Genomic DNA, 16363 nt, shown 5'->3' with positions numbered 1-16363 from the left:
TACACAGAAAATAGGAGCACCCTAATCTGACCGAGAAATGTAACGCTATTTAGCGTTCTTTTTCCGCCAGATTAGGGTGTTTTTTTTGTTGCTGTAAGTGAAAGGATGCGATGTACACATGAAGGTTTTGTTGGCCATTGGTGAAAAGAACCTTTCTCAAATTCTAAAAGGGAACTTAGAAGACGCTGGTTTTGAAATCGCCAAAGAAGAAGTTCTCCATCGTGATTACCTAAACGAGAAGATAGACTTCGAACGGCCCAATCTTCTCATCATTCACGATCGCCAGTTGCCAAGTCAATTTGGTGACAAGGAAAAAAATGAAGAAGAGCTTTTGCAACTGATTGAAAGTTGGAGAAGGGTATACGACGCACAAATGCGAGTGGTGATCATGTGTGAGCGGGAAAGAAAAGATCCGTTCCTGAGTCAGCTAGTTGCCCGTAACGTGCTAGATATCTTTAACGAGAGACAGATACCGACAGCTTCACTAATCAAGCAGTTGAAAGAGCCTGCACGCTACATGAATGTCTCACGGTACGGGTTGGAAGACGCAGCCATTGATTCGCTGATGGAAAGTACAGAAACGAAAGGCAAAGAGCCTTCAGATAACGAGAAGTCAGAGGAAAAAGCTTCGTTTCTTTCTAAGACCAAGTTGCCGAAACTTCCAAAGGTTGCAAAACCTCAACGGCCGAACATATCCATCAACTTTCCTAAAGCTTCAGAAGTTCAACAAGAAATTGCGCTGCAGGAAAGAAAAATCATTCTAGTAGTCAGTCCTTTCGAAAGATCGGGTTCAACATTCATCGCTCACCAATTAGCCCATGCGATTGCTAAGAATGGAATTGGCGTTAAGTATTTCGAAAATCCTTTCAAAAACCCTTATACCTACGACCGCTTATCGGGTGCTCATGACATCCCAAATTACTACAGCCCATACAGTGAGATACCTGAAGATGACCACAACACATACATTCGAGAGTGGAAAAAAGACGGTATAGAACTTCAAGTTTTGAATCCACAATTTGAGCAACGATTAGAAGAAGAACAGTTTCCAATCACAAAATTCTTGAGGCAATTGCTTTCTGTTCATGACGCTCCCTATCTGATTGTGGATATAGGCGCAGATGAAAGTAAACAAACTTATGATGAATTAGCAGAAGTCGCAAGTCATGTTCTGGTGGTAGTCGATAATGACTTACCCAACCTTGAATTATTTGAACAGTACCAAATGGCTGAAAAGTTTGGTTGGATTCATAATCTGCTATTGAAGAAGAAAACTCACTTGATTGCTAATCGGTACGTTAAGGGCGTAGAAACAGCTTTACCGCTTGATCACTTTACACCAGTACCGCCATTTGGAGACGTATCAACCTATCAAGCGCAATTCGATGGGATATTTGAATTTAAGGATGCGGTAGACGAACAGCAAAAAGGATTTCAGAAACTCTTGAAACTCGTTGTAGATTCACAGGATTTAAAACGCAAAAAGAATGGCGTAAAAAAAGTGAAGAACTGGATGCCGAGCTTCGAGTTTTTAAAAGATAAAGAAAAAATGGAGGAAAGCACATGAAAACCACGTTAAATGTTGTACTCTCGGTTCTCTTTGTGGCAGCCGGCGTTGGTTTCGTCTTTTTCTTTGAGTTTTATGTCTCAGAAAAGATTGACACCGTAGAGGTGGTTGTAGCAAAAGAAACGATTGACTTTAAAACAGTCATTACAGAAGAAAATATTCAAATCGCAAACGTAAAAAGAGGCCATGAAGTGGAAAACGCCATTCCGATTACTGCCTACGAAAGCCTTATCGGAAAACATGCTTCTATCAAAATCGAAAAAGGCACTCAAATCTATACAGACCTAATCGACACATACAATTTGGTTCCGGATACATCAAAAGGCGAATTTGTAGCGCCGATTCCGAAAGAATGGTTGTTCGCTGTTCCTGGAAGCCTTCGCAGAACCTTTGTTGCAGATGTATATGCAATTAGCGATGACGAACAAAGAATCAAATCACAGCTGGAAAGCGCAGCCGCTGAACAAGGCGACATAAAAGAGTCCGATATTCAGGAGATCGCCCCAGGTACTGAACCTATTTTAGAAAGTGTCCGTGTTGCGTCTGTAAAAGACAGCGGAAACAGAGAAGTTCGAGAGTCCGATGAAACAAGCGAAGCGACTGGCCAAGTTGCCGCTCTTGAAATCATTGCTACAGATGAAATGTTGAAAACCCTAACGGACAACCTTAATGAAGGTTACAAACTCTATGTGGTTTATAAATTTGAACGATCAAGCGAAGTAGAAGCAGCCGCCGCTACCGACCCAGTAGAAGAAACAGATGCTACTGAAACGGAAGTAGCTGAAAGCGAAGCAACAGAAGATGAAGAAGAAGTAGTCGAAGACGAAACGGAAGTAGAAAAAGAGGAAGACGATTCAAAAGTAGAAGAGAAGTCCAGTGAGGATGAAAAAGCCGGAAAGGATGATAGCGATGAATCCACAGACGAATAATCGACTGGCCACCTTCTTTTCTGCAGGTGGAAACGTTGGGGTAACCAATACAGTGTATTCTGTTGCCCTCGCATTATCAAAACTATCTGAAGTGAAAATTGGTGTACTTTCCTTAAACGCTTGGGACGATGGATCAGATTATTTGCCAGAAGCTAAAGATTTTCTGGATACGCTCAAACCGCGTCTAGCCGGCAAGCAATTGGACGACAACGACGATTTTCTTAACCGTTTCGTAAAGGTGGAAGGAAATGACCTATACATTTTGCCAGGCAACCGAAATGCCCGATTGGTTAGAAGTTTTAAGGTTGAGGAAGTCAGTTATCTCATTGACCGCTCCTTGCAAGTATTCGATGTCGTACTGATCGACGCAGGTGGCCACATTGATAACGCACTGAGCGCACAAGCTGTCTATGAAGCAGGCCACCGATACGCCATTTTAACGCAGCAGCCTAAAGTATTGAAACGCTTCAATCAATTAGAAGAGGACATTCTAACTCCTTTATCGATTGAGAAGCGGCACATTCGCTTTATCTTAAACAAATACCAAGAAAAAGCCCATCTGCTGGACTCAAAGAAAATTGCAAAAGAGAAAGAACTTCAGGACGTACACACAATCCCCTTTACAGAGGATGGCATTATTTCTGAATTGGAAAACCGCTTCCTTTACACATATACCAATCAGAAGTATCAAGCAAGTATCGAACAGTTGGCCAAGGATCTCGGAAAAGATATGGCATTATCTCTAAAAGAAATAGCTCCTGTTAAAAAAGGACTTTTCCGACTAAGCAAATAACCGCCTGCTGACTGAAGGGAGGAAGACAAATGGTTATTGAATCGAAAGAAAACAAACAACAAGGCTTGCCTGCTGAAATCACCGAAAGCTGGAGTGAAGGTTTCGATATAAACGCCTTTTTAATTGAAAAGGGTGGAGAACAGAACCGCTTGAAACTGAAAACTGCCGCTCCTAGCCAAACGGTCCGCCATGATTTCCAAGCAGCAAAAAAAGCCGTTCAAAAATTCTTTCATGACAAAGTGGAAGACAAACTAATCAAAGAAAGCGAACGAGCTGAACGCCAGCGCATCGAGCACCAAGCGACGCTCGGAAATAAAGATTCCATGGATATGCTAATCGACGAGATAAATTCTTTCTTGAGAGATTCCCCTTATCAAAACATTAGCTATGATCCGATGTTCGATTCTCTATCTCACGCCATCTTTGAGCACATCTATCGTTTCAAGAACTTCTACAAGTGGCAACGTCATCCAAATTCGCCATCTGCCAAGATTTTAGGTAAAGAAATTTGGTTCAAAATTGATGGGAAGTTTGTAAAGCAGGATGAAGAGTTTTCATCAATCGAAGAGGTAGAAGAGATTATTCGTTTGCTACAACAAAACAACCCAAACTTCACGGTAAATGAAAAGCAGCCGCAAGGTGAATTGGACTTGCCTGATGGCACACGGATTACATTGACCATTCCTCCAAGAACGCTTTACCCAACCATTGTTTTCCGCCGCTTCATCGTCAACAACTTTAGTTTTGAAGAACAAGTGCGGTATGGAACCATCGCGCGGGAAGACATCCCCATCTTCCAGACGCTCGCTCGTGTTCGAGCAAATATGGTCATCGCCGGTGGTGTAGAGTCCGGAAAATCAACCATGCTAAAAACATTTTACGCGGAGCGGCCAGCTGATTTGGTTGCTTTGATGATCGAGACGCATCCCGAAACGTTCTTGAAGCGAGATTTCCCTGAACGACTCGTCCATGAATTTTCTATCTCGGACGCCGATATCCGCAGCGTACTTAAAACCATCTTACGGTTTGACCACGATTACGTCATCATGCAAGAAGTACGTGGAGTGGAAGCGGACGCAGCAATTGATGGTGCTTCGCGTGGAGCGACTGGCTTGCTCATGACCTATCACGTAACAGAGCCCTCAAAAGTATGCGAGCAACTGGCACAACATATCCTGGATGTATATCCTTCCAGACGCTATGTGAACGAAGTGCGAAGAGTTTCTCAGACACTGAATCTTGGAGTAACGATGAAAACCTTCCCAGGAAACAAAAAGCGCGTTACGAGTGTATTCGAAGTCAATTACGACTACAACACAGACAAAGCCTGGATTTCCTACTTAATGAAATACGACAGCATTACTCACGAATGGACCTATAACGATGAACTTTCACCTTCCTTAGTACAGCTGCTTAATGAAGAAGGCGATACAACCTTAGCCAATTTCCAAACGCTCATGGCTGAACGAAAAGCTTTCTCTCCTATGAAAGAAAACAGCATTCAGCCAATCCTCTTTAAAGATGCAGGTGAGACAGAATGATTCAAGCAATTGAAGTTATCGCTAAAGGGTTCGGCTATCTAATTATGTTCTTCGGGATATGGAAGCTTATATGGCCGCTTTTGATGAATGCAAGAAGATTTCAAGTCAGGAAGCACCGTTTGCGAAAACATCAAAGGATTGAACAAGAGCGTTTCCAAAAAGCGATGAAGCACCCATTGTTCAAACATATCCAACGCCTAGTCTTTTCAGTTGCTCCAGACACTCACGAAAAACACCTCTGGAACTTCTACGGACTGACAATCAGCTTATTTGCGACAGTCACGCTCTCTTTAACCTTAATGACAGGAAGAATTGATTTTGCGCTTTTGATGGGTCTGCTGATTGGCGTCGTACCATACATCCTTCTGCGTTACCGCATGACGAGTATTCGGCTCGATGGTTCACTCGCCTTTATGAAAGAGTTTCATTTGTACATTCAGGCATATCAGAAAAATAAGGACGCCTATCACTCTATTTTCGAAATGACGAATTTAGTCCATGACAAGCGCCTTCGTCTCAATTTTCAAAAGCTACTATCCAGTATGCAAAAAGAACGAACAGAAGAAGCTTTCCTCGAAGCTGTTCAGCTCTTTGCTTTCTCGCTCCGATCAACGTATGCCAGCCGCTTCACCAACTTACTTGTTAAATCATACAGAGATAACGCTGATATTAGCGAAGGACTCTTAGACATTCATCGTGACTTGCGAAAGCGGGAGCGGGACATGGAAGCTTTGAAGACGAAGCGAATGGAAACCGTAATCCTCGGTTTTATGCCAATCGTCTTCATCCCCATTTTCCTTGTCATGGCCTATCGAGTCACCATGATGTATCAAACCAGTACCTTAATGGAACAAACCAGCAGCTTAATTGGTTTAATTGCTGCCACAGCGCTCGCAGTATCAAGTGCAATGGGCTCAGTCATTATGAGCAAGCCGCGCGCTGACTTATAAAAACTAATTCATTGGAAGGGGTGATGTCTATGACTGCGTATGTACTAACCGCGATTCAATATAGCGTTTTTATTCTTTTCGTGGTGCTTGCGATGATGCGGACATATGCAGCACTGTACTCAAAAGAAGAAAGACGATTTATGCGGCATCGAATGAAACGACATTTGAGAAAGCAAAATGAAATCACGAAAAAACGGACATCTGAATCAGAGATTACTCAATTGTTTAAAGAGGCGCACCTTCCCTGGCTGACGAATTACCGCTTCGCAGTGGTTCGAGTAGTCGGATTGTTATCCGGGATGCTTTATCTTTCCCTCACAACTACGTCGACGAACACCATTCTCTTCTTAGTAGGCTGGGCTGTTTTAACCGAACCGGTTTTCAAGTTCTCGCTCATACGCCTTTACTTAGCGCGTCGTATTAAGAAGATAACAGAAATGAAGGAAGGGGAATTATTCTCCCTATTCGCGATGCTAAAGACAGACTTAATTGGTAATACTCGTGAAGAGATCAACGTTTATCATCTTCTGAAAGATACTTTGCCATATGTTCATTACATTAAGCCGATGCTCAATCAATTCATGCGTCAATGGCGGGAATCACCTCAATTAGCAGGGCAGAACTTTGAGGCTGCATTAGGTGGAGAAACCGCTCAGTTTTTAGGAGATTTTTTAGGTGGTCTACATAGGATGGACCGAGATAATGCGTTGCAAGTATTGGAAGAACAAAACGAAGTATTTGGCCATCGCCGATCAGAAATGCTCTTGCAAAAAGCGGAAGTTCAAAGAAACTCTTTTTACACGTTTTTCTTCTTGTCAGCATTTGCCGTCATCGGTTGGTTTATGTGGTTTATGTTCCAAATGACAAATCAAGCAATGAATATGTAAAAACAAAATTGGAGGAACTTTAATGGATAAAATGGTAGCACTTTTAATCACAATCATCGCAGTTGTAGGAATCGGGTTTGTCGTCATTTTCGGCAGCAACGGGCTGAACAATTCTATCTCGACAACTAATGCAAGTGTAACGAGCAACTTGGAAAGCTTAGACTCCACAATCATCACCGCTCCATAATTTAAGCCCCAATTAGGGAACAAGGAAACATCAAATATAACAATCATTTAGGAGGAATTTGGAATGGATAAAATGGTAGCACTTTTGATCACAATCATTGCAGTAGTAGGAATCGGGTTTGTCGTTATCTTCGGTAGCGATGGACTGAACAATTCTATCTCAACGACCAACGCAGACGTTACTGGCAACTTGGAAAGCCTAGATTCAACAATCATCACAGCGCCTTAATCACTATTTGGGTTTACTCGCAAGAAACTATATAGACAATCATTAGGAGGAATTTGGAATGGATAAAATGGTAGCACTTTTGATCACAATCATCGCAGTAGTAGGAATCGGGTTTGTCGTCATTTTCGGCAGCGATGGGCTAAACAACTCTATCTCGACAACCAATGCAAGCGTAACTGGAAACTTGGAAAGCCTAGATTCAACGATTATTACAGCACCATAAGCTGATTTTTCAAAAGAAGCAGAGCGGTTTCAATGTCGTTCTGCTTTCTCTTCATTTTTAGACATGGAAGGTGGATTGAATAATGGCCCACATTTTAGGTACTGTACTGACACTCGGCTTGCTTCTGTTTTCTGTATTTCAACCAATCTTATATCACAATGCAGCCACGACTCAGGAATCAATCAAAATATCGCTTTATGAAGTCCAAAAAGAAGCTGCAATAAATGGCCAATTCGATGAAGAACTATATGGTAAATTCAAAGACATTCTAGTAGAAAATCATGGCTATAATCCAGCTTGTATCCAGATTGAAGGAACTGATCAGCCTGTGACAAGAGGTGGAGACATCACGGTTTCTGTAACGATCCCTCGTCCAATGATGAACATTTGGGAGGCTTTCGACTTTGCAAGTTGCGATCGGCCAGAGAGTTACGTGCCTTATACCGTAACGCAAGTAATAAAAAGCGAATACATTCCGTAGATTTTGAAAGGAGGATATCTTAAGTGGAAGTAGTCTTGCGAATGGTCTTCATTGTTTTTATTGCTGTAAGCGGCATGGTGATGAATCATGATTTACAAACGAAGGCCCAAACACTTCATTATTTAAAAGAAGATTTAGAGATAGCGGCGCATGATGCTGCTTTGGAAATCGTGGAGGATGAATTGGCCAGTGGGAAGATCATTTTTGATCAGTCAAAAGCAATGACGACTTTTCGTAATAGCTTCGAGAAAAACTCCCGTTTATCCTCAACTGATTATGAAATAGTAGAAATGCATTTTTTCGATGAAGATACAGTTGAACAATTCCCTCAAGAATTTTCTGCCGCAGCTGCCGATTTTTCAGAGGACATTGATTCTCCAACCTTATTAGCATTCATCAAGACAAAACAGAATTCGTACTACGCAAATAATGCCGAAAAATCATTTATACAGGTTGCAAGCTATTCCTACAAGCCCAACGGCGATGTAATGCAAGGTCCAAATATGGGGGATGTACCGTCAGGCGTACCGAACGCGCAAGGCTTTTCGTGGCCAGTTCCATATACTCAACGTGTCACATCCTTATTCGGAATGAGAACAAACCCATATACGGGTGAATACAAGCTTCATGCCGGCATTGACATTGCTGATGGCGGAGTTTTAGATACACCTGTTACGCCCGCTATGGCAGGGAAAGTTAAGTTCGCTGGATTCATCAAAGGATACGGAAATGTAGTCGTTGTAACGCACAGCGATGGAATTGAAACTCGCTATGCTCACTTACATAGAATACAGTCAGCAGCAGGAGAGCAAGTGAATCCAGGGAACGTCATTGGAACAGTCGGAAATACCGGAAATTCCACAGGCCCTCACTTGCATTTTGAAATCCGAATTGACGGTGTACCGTACGATCCGCTTCTTTTCTACGCAAATAGTCAGTATTATATGTGAAAAAACGTAAAATATGTATACTTAGGCACACTTTTATTGTTATAATATAAGTAGATAACGTTATATTATCTATAATCAAAAGGGGGAAGCTATCATGAAAAAATCGATTAAATCAGGTGTGCTTACTTTAACGCTAGCTGCAAGTGGAGTTGTTGCTCCGATTCAATCCAACGCAAACGAAAATGACTGGGACTACTTCTGTAAGAATGGGCAATTCTTCTATGAAGATGAAACGCCTCGCTATGCTTGTGAAGAAGAGCCAAATGACAATTGGAAAGACGCAAAAGAAATCATTTTACAGCCATCATATGCAGATCGTATAGAGAATAAACGCGTGAAAACTTTGGTAGGTAACAGTGAAACAGCGACAAGCAATGACTGGTGGAAAGTAATCATTCCGGAAGAAAGAGGATACATGCAGTGGGGAAGTGTCTCTGATGTAGGGCAAGGCGTTCTATATATCCTGGATGAAAAAACAGATACTCTTATGTGGGAGCCTGATTATACTAAAAAGTATGGAAAATACGATGGAAACGTCTATTACTATAATACTTATAGAGACGGTAGCGACACATCCTACGCAGTGGACATAGAATTCAGAGCGAATCCTGTAGAAGAGAATCCTCATGAACCAAACGATTATTATTCACACAAATTCAATGCTGTTGAATATGCAACAGTGAAAAATGGAGAACTGATAAACTCAACCTGGTCAGATGAGCATGATTCTTATGATAACTTTGTTATCGAATCCAAAGCTACTAAAGGGAAATTAGATATTGAAGTAAACTATTCTGATTATGAGTTTAGCCGTTGGAAGGATAGAGAAGCTTACATTCCATACATGGTTCTTGCAGAAAAAACGGATGGCACATGGGAAGTAATTTATAACAAGACTGTCATGGGCATGGCAAATCAAACATATAAAATAGGTGTTGATGTGAATGAAGAGGATTTGAGTGGCAAGTTCTTACTTAGATTAAAAAACTCTAACTTCTTTGATAAAAAATATAGCTTCGAAATGTCATTTACGCCTGAAGTAGATGACGTAACGCCTGAACCAACTGAACCCGAGCCGGACCCGGACCCGACACCTGAACCACCGACTGACCCGACACCTCCTGAAGAACCATCAACAGATCCAGAACCTACTGAGGGTGATGGCACGTTTAGCCGCTTCGGAGGAATTGATAGATATGAAACAAACCATCTAATGAATCAAGATATTGAAGAGCATTCACTTGATCATATTGTTTTAGCAAGTGGGAAAAATTATCCGGATGCCTTAGCTGGAGGCGCATTATCGAAAGTGAAAAATGGAACAGTTCTACTCGTACATGAAAGAGAGAGTGTCCTTAAATCCGTTATTAAAGAAATGACGCGTCTTCTAAAGCCTGATGGTGAGGTGTTGATACTAGGTTCTGACGGAGCAATTTCGCAGGAGGTTGAGAATGCTGTGGAGGACGCAGGATTTTCTACAACTAGGTTAGCAGGTAAAAGTCGAGTAGAAACGGCAATCGAAATTGCTGCTGAAGTCGATTCTGAACCTAAGGAAATTTTCTTGGTTCATGGCCATAGATTTGCGGATGCACTTTCAATTACACCGGTAGCCGCAAAACTAAATAAACCTATTCTAATGTTACGGACTTCAGATGAAATACCAGCATCGTTAAATACTTATCTAGACGAATCCAATATCGAAAAAGTAACGATTATCGGAGGGACAGGAGCGGTTGAAGAGTCAGTTGAAAACTCCCTTATTTCTCAAGGATTCGAAGTAGACCGTATAAGTGGAAGCAAACGGACGCTAACAAGTTTAGCGGTTGCTAAAAATTTCTTCCCTGAAACTACGTCCTTCGGGATGGCGAACGGCTGGAATTATCCTGATGCTTTAGCAGGTAGTTCCTTTGCATACAGACAGGATATGCCTGTTTTACTGACTCATTCCAATGAAATTGAAAGCAATGTTTTGGAGTGGGTAAAATCCAATAATAAGGATGCATATTTTATGGGGGGGACAGGACCTCTCCCTGAAGAACTTGAAGTTAATTTTAAATAGGTGGGAACGCGATGAAAAAATTTCTAATAGCACTGATTAGCATAGCATCAGTTGCGTTACTCCTGTTCGAACCTTCAAGTGCTTCAGCAGAGCGGGTATACGGACATGGCGCAGCGGAACCTCTTGCTACTCAAGCTGGAACAAACTCTTTTCTAGATGAGACAGTAATTCCACCTTTGTCAGAGTCTTGGAGTTTAGGATCTAGAGCCCCCTTTATGGGGGATGCTCCATTAGATAAGGGTATGGTTATTACCTCTTACCGTGTATTATTTGGATCAAGAAATACGATCTACGGGATTTCAAATCAAACTGGGTCAACTGATACTTCAGAGAAATATGATGTAGGTATCCCTTTTGCTCAAGAATTTCCGTCACAATACGGTAGAGTATCATCAAATATGAGAATTACGACTATACCGGGTCTAGGGCAAGGAATATATTTCGGTACTAGTTCAGGTTTTATGGGAAATATGTCTTCAATTGCGAACCAATCAGACTCAGAAAGAAAGTTTAATTTTTCAGGTCAAAACCCGAATGGTACAAGCAGATACTATGGTGGTGCGATCAAATATATGACTGCAGGTGGCCATTATAGTTCGGGGTTAGGCAGGCAAGGTGATGTATTTGCTTCAAATACGAAACTCCATTACATGAATGGCAACACGATGGTTCGCGATTGGTATTTTGATTTGGATCAACTGCCAAACACGGACTACCAGTCAGGAGATAAATATACTGGATTGATCTCCTTACCTAAGCGTAATGAAGGCTTTATGGCTTTTTCAGAAAGTCAGGATGGTTCTATATCATACGGTTTGGTTTGGGACGATGCCAAGACATACGACAAATCTTACGGCGAGTTTTATTCAAATGCGCCAGATACGGTTATTACGTATCGATCCGGTATTCCCAAAGCAGGAGCTTTTGATGAAGAAACAGGCACTATAGTGGCAGTAGACAAAAAAGGGCGGGTTTATTTCCATAGAAAAAATGGTTCAAGTCGAGTTAGTCCTTCTCATGGAGATTGGCTTTATGCGGGTGATAGTCTTTCTAGGGGCTACGATTCCGCAGGTGGCGTTTTAATTCAAGATGGTGCTGCTTATATGTCTACTTTTGATAGCTCTAAAGGAACTGGAAAAGGAACTATTACAAAATTCAACTTAGCTAATCCAACCCTTAATGGAAAACTTTCGTATATACATGATGCAAAGATTACCACCCAGCCAATTTACTTGAGCGGATTAATCTATTTTGGGGATGAGCGGGGCCGTGTGTACGCTTTACACCCAACTACGCTTGAAAAAGTTGATTGGTTTAGACCAAATAATAGTGAGACCAACACCGATTTTGCTAACATAAGTACTAATGAAGAAATAGTATCGTTAGTCGGAGCAGATAACCATTTAATTGCTGCAACCGACAATGCTATGTCAGGATGGAAAGGTCGTCCAGATTATATAGTAAGCGATATAAAAGAAGTGGCTTATGGTAATGGAACTAGCGATTTGGATAATAAACGATTTGATTTTAATACAGCGTCGATTCCACCTATTGATATTCGAGGCCGGTTTGAAAACATTGGATCATTCGATTACTCAATTTATACAGACTTTAATGGACAGAATGACCAAAGAGCTTCGTTAAATTTGCGAAATCTTGATTCTGGTGAAGATATCTCAATAGCTTCTAATTTGATAAATTCTCCCTTTTCAGTTAGCGGACATAAGTTTAGTACGGATAGAGGTACTGTGACTGCAGCTTTGCGGCCATATTTATTCCAATTGCCTGCTAGTGGAGAAAAAGCACAAATGAGTTTCCCGTTTTCACCTAAAGAGGAAGGGAAGTACGAAGTCACATTCGGAACAAACTCCGACAGGTTACAAACAGAGTTTCTGTATACGAATAATGATAAAAGTGCAGTCTTTGATGTGGTAGATATGAGAACTCCGAGCATGGAATCAGAGAAGGCAGAATATACACCTGGAGAAACAATTAAATTTACCAATAGTAAATATCAAACTGCATCCTATGTAAGTTATAGAGCAGAAATTATTGATTCGAAAGGGAAGACAGTGTACGAATCAGCAAATAAAATGTTTGCACCGACACTGACCACAGAGTTAAACAGTAGTGGAGAGTATCGATATAGAATTAGTATCCTCAACCGATATGGGGACACAATTTCAAGCTCTTTCAAACCATTATCGATTCTTAATGCACCGCCAGCTGCAAAAATTACTTACGATCCCGCGACAATCTATAACGATACAACAGTCGAATTGTTCAGTAATGCAAGCGATGCCGATGGTGACGAATTGACATATCAATGGTCATATCAAGAGCCGAGAACACGAACTTGGATTGACTTCTCGACAGACGAAAATCCTGTACAAGATTTCCCGATTAAAGGTAAATGGCATCTTCGGTTAATCGTTTCTGATCCTTATACTTCCACAACCGTCACCAATGATTTTTGGGTGGTAAATAGAGCTCCTATACCGGAGTTCGATTGGAATCCATCAACTATTTTTAAAGGGACTACGGTTTCTTTTGAAAATGAATCGAGCGATCCCGACAAAGACCCGCTCACTTACCAATGGGCTTATCAAGAGCCAGGAACATCAACGTGGGTAGATTTCTCAACAACTGAAAACCCATCGCTTGTTTTAGATAAGAAGGGCAGCTGGAATGTAAGGCTTACAGCAAACGATGGCGAGGATACAAAATCAGTGACTAAGATATTGTCGGTTGATAACCGGCCACCAGTCGCAGACTTTAACTGGAATCCATCAACTATCTACAATGACACCTCAGTAACGTTTTCAGATGCTTCAACTGATGTCGATGGAGATACACTTACTTATCAATGGGCTTATCAAGAACCAGGAACATCAGGGTGGATTGAGTTTTCAACTGACGAATCACCTTCCCAAGTCTTTAATAAAAAAGGGAAATGGAATATCCGACTTACCGTTTCAGATGGAGCGTTGAACCATTCAGTTACAAAGTCGATGACAGTTCAAAACCGACCGCCGGTTGCTGATTTTAATTGGAATCCAACGACTATCTTCAATGATACAAAAGTAGATTTCGTAAACAGCTCTTCAGATGTTGATAAAGACTCGCTTACTTATCAATGGGCTTATCAAGAGCCTGAAAGTAGCTCATGGAAAAACTTCTCGACTGATGAACAACCTTCTAGAACTTTTGACAAGAAGGGCAGCTGGAGCATTCGATTAACTGTTTCTGATGGTGCCGCGACTCATTCCAAAACGAAAGTGTTGAATGTAGGAAATCGCGGTCCTAAAGCAAACTTTGGTTGGAATCCTGCAACCATCTATAACGATACGAATGTCATTTTTGAAGATGCTTCATCAGATCTCGACAACGATAGTCTCAGTTACGCTTGGGCTTATCAGGAACCTGGAACTTCTAAGTGGATAGACTTCTCTACAACTGAGAATCCAGAACGCTTATTTGAAAAGAAAGGAACTTGGAAGATCCGACTTACCGTTTCAGATGGAGCGGGAACAGATTCCATAATCAAATCACTGACGGTGCAAAATAGGCCACCTGAAGCAAAATTCTCATGGAATCCTGAAACGATTCACATCGACACCTCAGTGACATTTAAAAACTCTTCAAGTGATGTTGATGGGGATAAATTAACATATGAATGGTCTTATCAAGAACCTGGAACTACAAAGTGGGTAGAGTTTTCAAAAGAAAGTGAGCCAACTCAGGTATTTAACAAAAAAGGTCAATGGAAGATTCGATTAACAGCAAATGATGGAGCGGATTCTCATTCTGCAGAAAAAGAAATAACTGTAGAGAATCGTCCGCCAGTTACAGCTTTCACATGGAATCCGACCACAGTTTATACGAATACCGAAGTGACGTTCGCTAATACTTCAACTGATCCAGATGATGATGAACTCACTTATCAATGGGCTTATCAAGCTCCTGGAACAAGTACATGGACAGACTTTTCAAAAGAAAAAACGCCGTCTTATGAATTTGATCAGATTGGAAAGTGGAACATTCGTTTAACTACCTCAGATGGAAGCGCATCTACACCGCTCACGAAAGCTTTGACAGTGCTCAACACGCCACCGGAAGTTTCATTAACTTATGCACCCCAAACGGTTTATGAAGGCGATACGGTGACGCTGACTGCTAAGCCTACTGATTTGGATGACGATACCATGACAGTCGTTTTCGAAGAAAATAGAAGCGGCGTGTGGCAAGAAATCCATAAAGTAGAAGATGTAGAATCAGGGGATACACTTACTCATTCGTTTGTAGCTGCTCCGCAGACATATGATTTGCGTGTTAGAGCCGTTGATAGCAATGATGGTGAAGGTATGGCCTCTGTTACTTTCGAAGCCATCCCCCTTGAAATTGAAGGGTTTGTAAACCACACGGCAGAGTGGCAAGCTATTCATGATGAAGCTGGGCATACGCCAGAACAGTTTTACGCAGGAGAGCGTTTCTTGACGGAAGCGGTCGTTACAGACCATCCCATCGAAAAAGTGACAGTAAGCTTTGCTGGGGAACAAATTACAGGTAATCTCCTAACACTTTCGTCTGTGATGGACGAAAGAACCCATCCTGTATACGAAAAAGAAGTATATGAGAAAATGACTGGGGATCCGGACGAACATTTGGCTCCTGGTATGGCATACTTCGTATTCGAAGCAGAATGGAAAAATGGAGTAGTTAAACAAAATCAGGTATCCATAAACATTGTAAATGACGTTTACGGAGCATTTGATTTTTATCGAACAAATTAGTAAAAAGGCATTGCTGATAATTTATTGGCAATGCCTTTTTTTACTTTATTATCTGGTCATAATGTGAGATGATGAAAACAAGGAATATATTCCCTGTATAGATATAAAAAGTAAAACAATTGAACTACTTATTTTCCCGGTTTTATAAACTATAATAACCTATAAATCATACCCGTTCTCTTGTTCTACATATATTACATCGCTTGAAAGTAGGTTTTCCTATGCAGACATATCAAATAGAAAAATACTTATACACTCGGACGAAGAACATAGTGCCGACTGACAGTGGTGGGAAAGAGCTTTTCTTATTTGCTAGTCTGGTTATTGAAAAGAATCAACCGATTGGAGACTCTTCCCGAACAAGCGTTAAAACGGTAGTTTCTAAACTCTATGAGAAACCTGTTGAGTCCTGTCCTTCAATTTATTTAGAATTAGCTAACGATACGATCTTAAAAGAAGTCACTCAAAAGCGCTTTACCATTCTAGTGAATCTAGCTGAAACTGACGAGTATAGTTTCTTTCTATTTCCTGAAAGCTAAGAACTTCATTGTAGAACATCTCCTAAATTGATAGAATTTGGTTATACCTATTTTTGATTCTATTATTTTGTCGAGCATAACCGCTCCGACGGAGATGACTTAACAAGCCTTTGGGCTGATTAGACACATAGCATTTTTGCTGTGCGACCAATCAACCCAAAGGCTTTTTTTCGTCCAAAAATAGTGTAAAAAAAGCTTTTAGGAAAGGGTGTAGAGAATGAGTGCCTATTTTGTTT

The 16363-nt window shown here is 41.1% G+C and carries 14 protein-coding genes; all 14 read left to right on the top strand.

What is annotated here, in order from left to right; all coding sequences use genetic code 11:
- Positions 1–118: 118 nt before the first annotated feature.
- On the top strand, positions 119–1567 hold the full coding sequence (locus tag G3255_RS19230) for a hypothetical protein (RefSeq protein ID WP_211656211.1): 1449 nt from the start codon (positions 119–121) through the stop codon (positions 1565–1567).
- Positions 1564–2496, top strand: a complete 933-nt coding sequence (locus tag G3255_RS19225) for an SAF domain-containing protein (protein WP_211656210.1) — start codon at positions 1564–1566, stop codon at positions 2494–2496. The genes G3255_RS19230 and G3255_RS19225 overlap by 4 nt, the downstream gene beginning before the upstream one ends.
- Entirely contained in the window at positions 2477–3289 is an 813-nt protein-coding gene (locus tag G3255_RS19220) for a P-loop NTPase family protein (RefSeq protein ID WP_211656209.1), read from the top strand. Before G3255_RS19225 ends, G3255_RS19220 begins: the two co-directional genes overlap by 20 nt.
- Before the next feature lie 29 nt (positions 3290–3318).
- Positions 3319–4830 (top strand): ATPase, T2SS/T4P/T4SS family, encoded by a 1512-nt coding sequence (locus tag G3255_RS19215; protein ID WP_211656208.1) that lies wholly within the window; start codon positions 3319–3321, stop codon positions 4828–4830.
- Positions 4827–5780 (top strand): hypothetical protein, encoded by a 954-nt coding sequence (locus G3255_RS19210; RefSeq protein WP_211656207.1) that lies wholly within the window; start codon positions 4827–4829, stop codon positions 5778–5780. Before G3255_RS19215 ends, G3255_RS19210 begins: the two co-directional genes overlap by 4 nt.
- Positions 5781–5809: 29 nt before the next feature.
- Positions 5810–6667 carry a hypothetical protein gene (locus G3255_RS19205; RefSeq protein ID WP_211656206.1) on the top strand — a complete coding sequence of 286 codons (858 nt, stop codon included), beginning with the start codon at positions 5810–5812 and terminating at the stop codon, positions 6665–6667.
- 22 nt (positions 6668–6689) lie between these two features.
- The gene (locus G3255_RS19200) at positions 6690–6854 is read left to right on the top strand and encodes a hypothetical protein (protein ID WP_211656205.1); all 165 of its coding nucleotides are present in this window, start codon (positions 6690–6692) and stop codon (positions 6852–6854) included.
- Positions 6855–6917: 63 nt separating this feature from the next.
- Positions 6918–7082: a hypothetical protein gene (locus tag G3255_RS19195; RefSeq protein ID WP_211656204.1), complete on the top strand. Its 165-nt coding sequence runs from the start codon at positions 6918–6920 to the stop codon at positions 7080–7082.
- Between the two features lie 58 nt (positions 7083–7140).
- Positions 7141–7305, top strand: a complete 165-nt coding sequence (locus tag G3255_RS19190; RefSeq protein ID WP_157824090.1) for a hypothetical protein — start codon at positions 7141–7143, stop codon at positions 7303–7305.
- An 82-nt stretch (positions 7306–7387) separates the two neighbouring features.
- Positions 7388–7786, top strand: a complete 399-nt coding sequence (locus G3255_RS19185; protein WP_211656203.1) for a hypothetical protein — start codon at positions 7388–7390, stop codon at positions 7784–7786.
- A 23-nt stretch (positions 7787–7809) separates the two neighbouring features.
- Positions 7810–8736 (top strand): peptidoglycan DD-metalloendopeptidase family protein, encoded by a 927-nt coding sequence (locus G3255_RS20345; protein ID WP_211656202.1) that lies wholly within the window; start codon positions 7810–7812, stop codon positions 8734–8736.
- A gap of 94 nt (positions 8737–8830) precedes the next feature.
- Complete coding sequence (locus tag G3255_RS19175) at positions 8831–10795, top strand: cell wall-binding repeat-containing protein (protein ID WP_211656201.1); 1965 nt, start codon at positions 8831–8833, stop codon at positions 10793–10795.
- A gap of 11 nt (positions 10796–10806) precedes the next feature.
- Positions 10807–15588 (top strand): PKD domain-containing protein, encoded by a 4782-nt coding sequence (locus G3255_RS19170; RefSeq protein WP_211656200.1) that lies wholly within the window; start codon positions 10807–10809, stop codon positions 15586–15588.
- A 221-nt stretch (positions 15589–15809) separates the two neighbouring features.
- Positions 15810–16127 carry a hypothetical protein gene (locus tag G3255_RS19165; RefSeq protein ID WP_211656199.1) on the top strand — a complete coding sequence of 106 codons (318 nt, stop codon included), beginning with the start codon at positions 15810–15812 and terminating at the stop codon, positions 16125–16127.
- Positions 16128–16363 lie beyond the last annotated feature (236 nt).

It is taken from the genome of Planococcus sp. MSAK28401, assembly GCF_018283455.1.
GTDB lineage: Bacteria > Bacillota > Bacilli > Bacillales_A > Planococcaceae > Planococcus > Planococcus alpniumensis.
Note: the sequence above shows the minus strand (reverse complement) of the source record. Positions and strands in the feature narration are given on the sequence as shown.

What these genes read in the sequence shown, in the direction of transcription:
- G3255_RS19230 (WP_211656211.1), top strand. Translation starts at nt 119, where the DNA reads ATGAAGGTTTTGTTGGCCATTGGTGAAAAGAACCTTTCTCAAATTCTA.
- G3255_RS19225 (WP_211656210.1), top strand. Translation starts at nt 1,564, where the DNA reads ATGAAAACCACGTTAAATGTTGTACTCTCGGTTCTCTTTGTGGCAGCC.
- G3255_RS19220 (WP_211656209.1), top strand. Translation starts at nt 2,477, where the DNA reads ATGAATCCACAGACGAATAATCGACTGGCCACCTTCTTTTCTGCAGGT.
- G3255_RS19215 (WP_211656208.1), top strand. Translation starts at nt 3,319, where the DNA reads ATGGTTATTGAATCGAAAGAAAACAAACAACAAGGCTTGCCTGCTGAA.
- G3255_RS19210 (WP_211656207.1), top strand. Translation starts at nt 4,827, where the DNA reads ATGATTCAAGCAATTGAAGTTATCGCTAAAGGGTTCGGCTATCTAATT.
- G3255_RS19205 (WP_211656206.1), top strand. Translation starts at nt 5,810, where the DNA reads ATGACTGCGTATGTACTAACCGCGATTCAATATAGCGTTTTTATTCTT.
- G3255_RS19200 (WP_211656205.1), top strand. Translation starts at nt 6,690, where the DNA reads ATGGATAAAATGGTAGCACTTTTAATCACAATCATCGCAGTTGTAGGA.
- G3255_RS19195 (WP_211656204.1), top strand. Translation starts at nt 6,918, where the DNA reads ATGGATAAAATGGTAGCACTTTTGATCACAATCATTGCAGTAGTAGGA.
- G3255_RS19190 (WP_157824090.1), top strand. Translation starts at nt 7,141, where the DNA reads ATGGATAAAATGGTAGCACTTTTGATCACAATCATCGCAGTAGTAGGA.
- G3255_RS19185 (WP_211656203.1), top strand. Translation starts at nt 7,388, where the DNA reads ATGGCCCACATTTTAGGTACTGTACTGACACTCGGCTTGCTTCTGTTT.
- G3255_RS19175 (WP_211656201.1), top strand. Translation starts at nt 8,831, where the DNA reads ATGAAAAAATCGATTAAATCAGGTGTGCTTACTTTAACGCTAGCTGCA.
- G3255_RS19170 (WP_211656200.1), top strand. Translation starts at nt 10,807, where the DNA reads ATGAAAAAATTTCTAATAGCACTGATTAGCATAGCATCAGTTGCGTTA.
- G3255_RS19165 (WP_211656199.1), top strand. Translation starts at nt 15,810, where the DNA reads ATGCAGACATATCAAATAGAAAAATACTTATACACTCGGACGAAGAAC.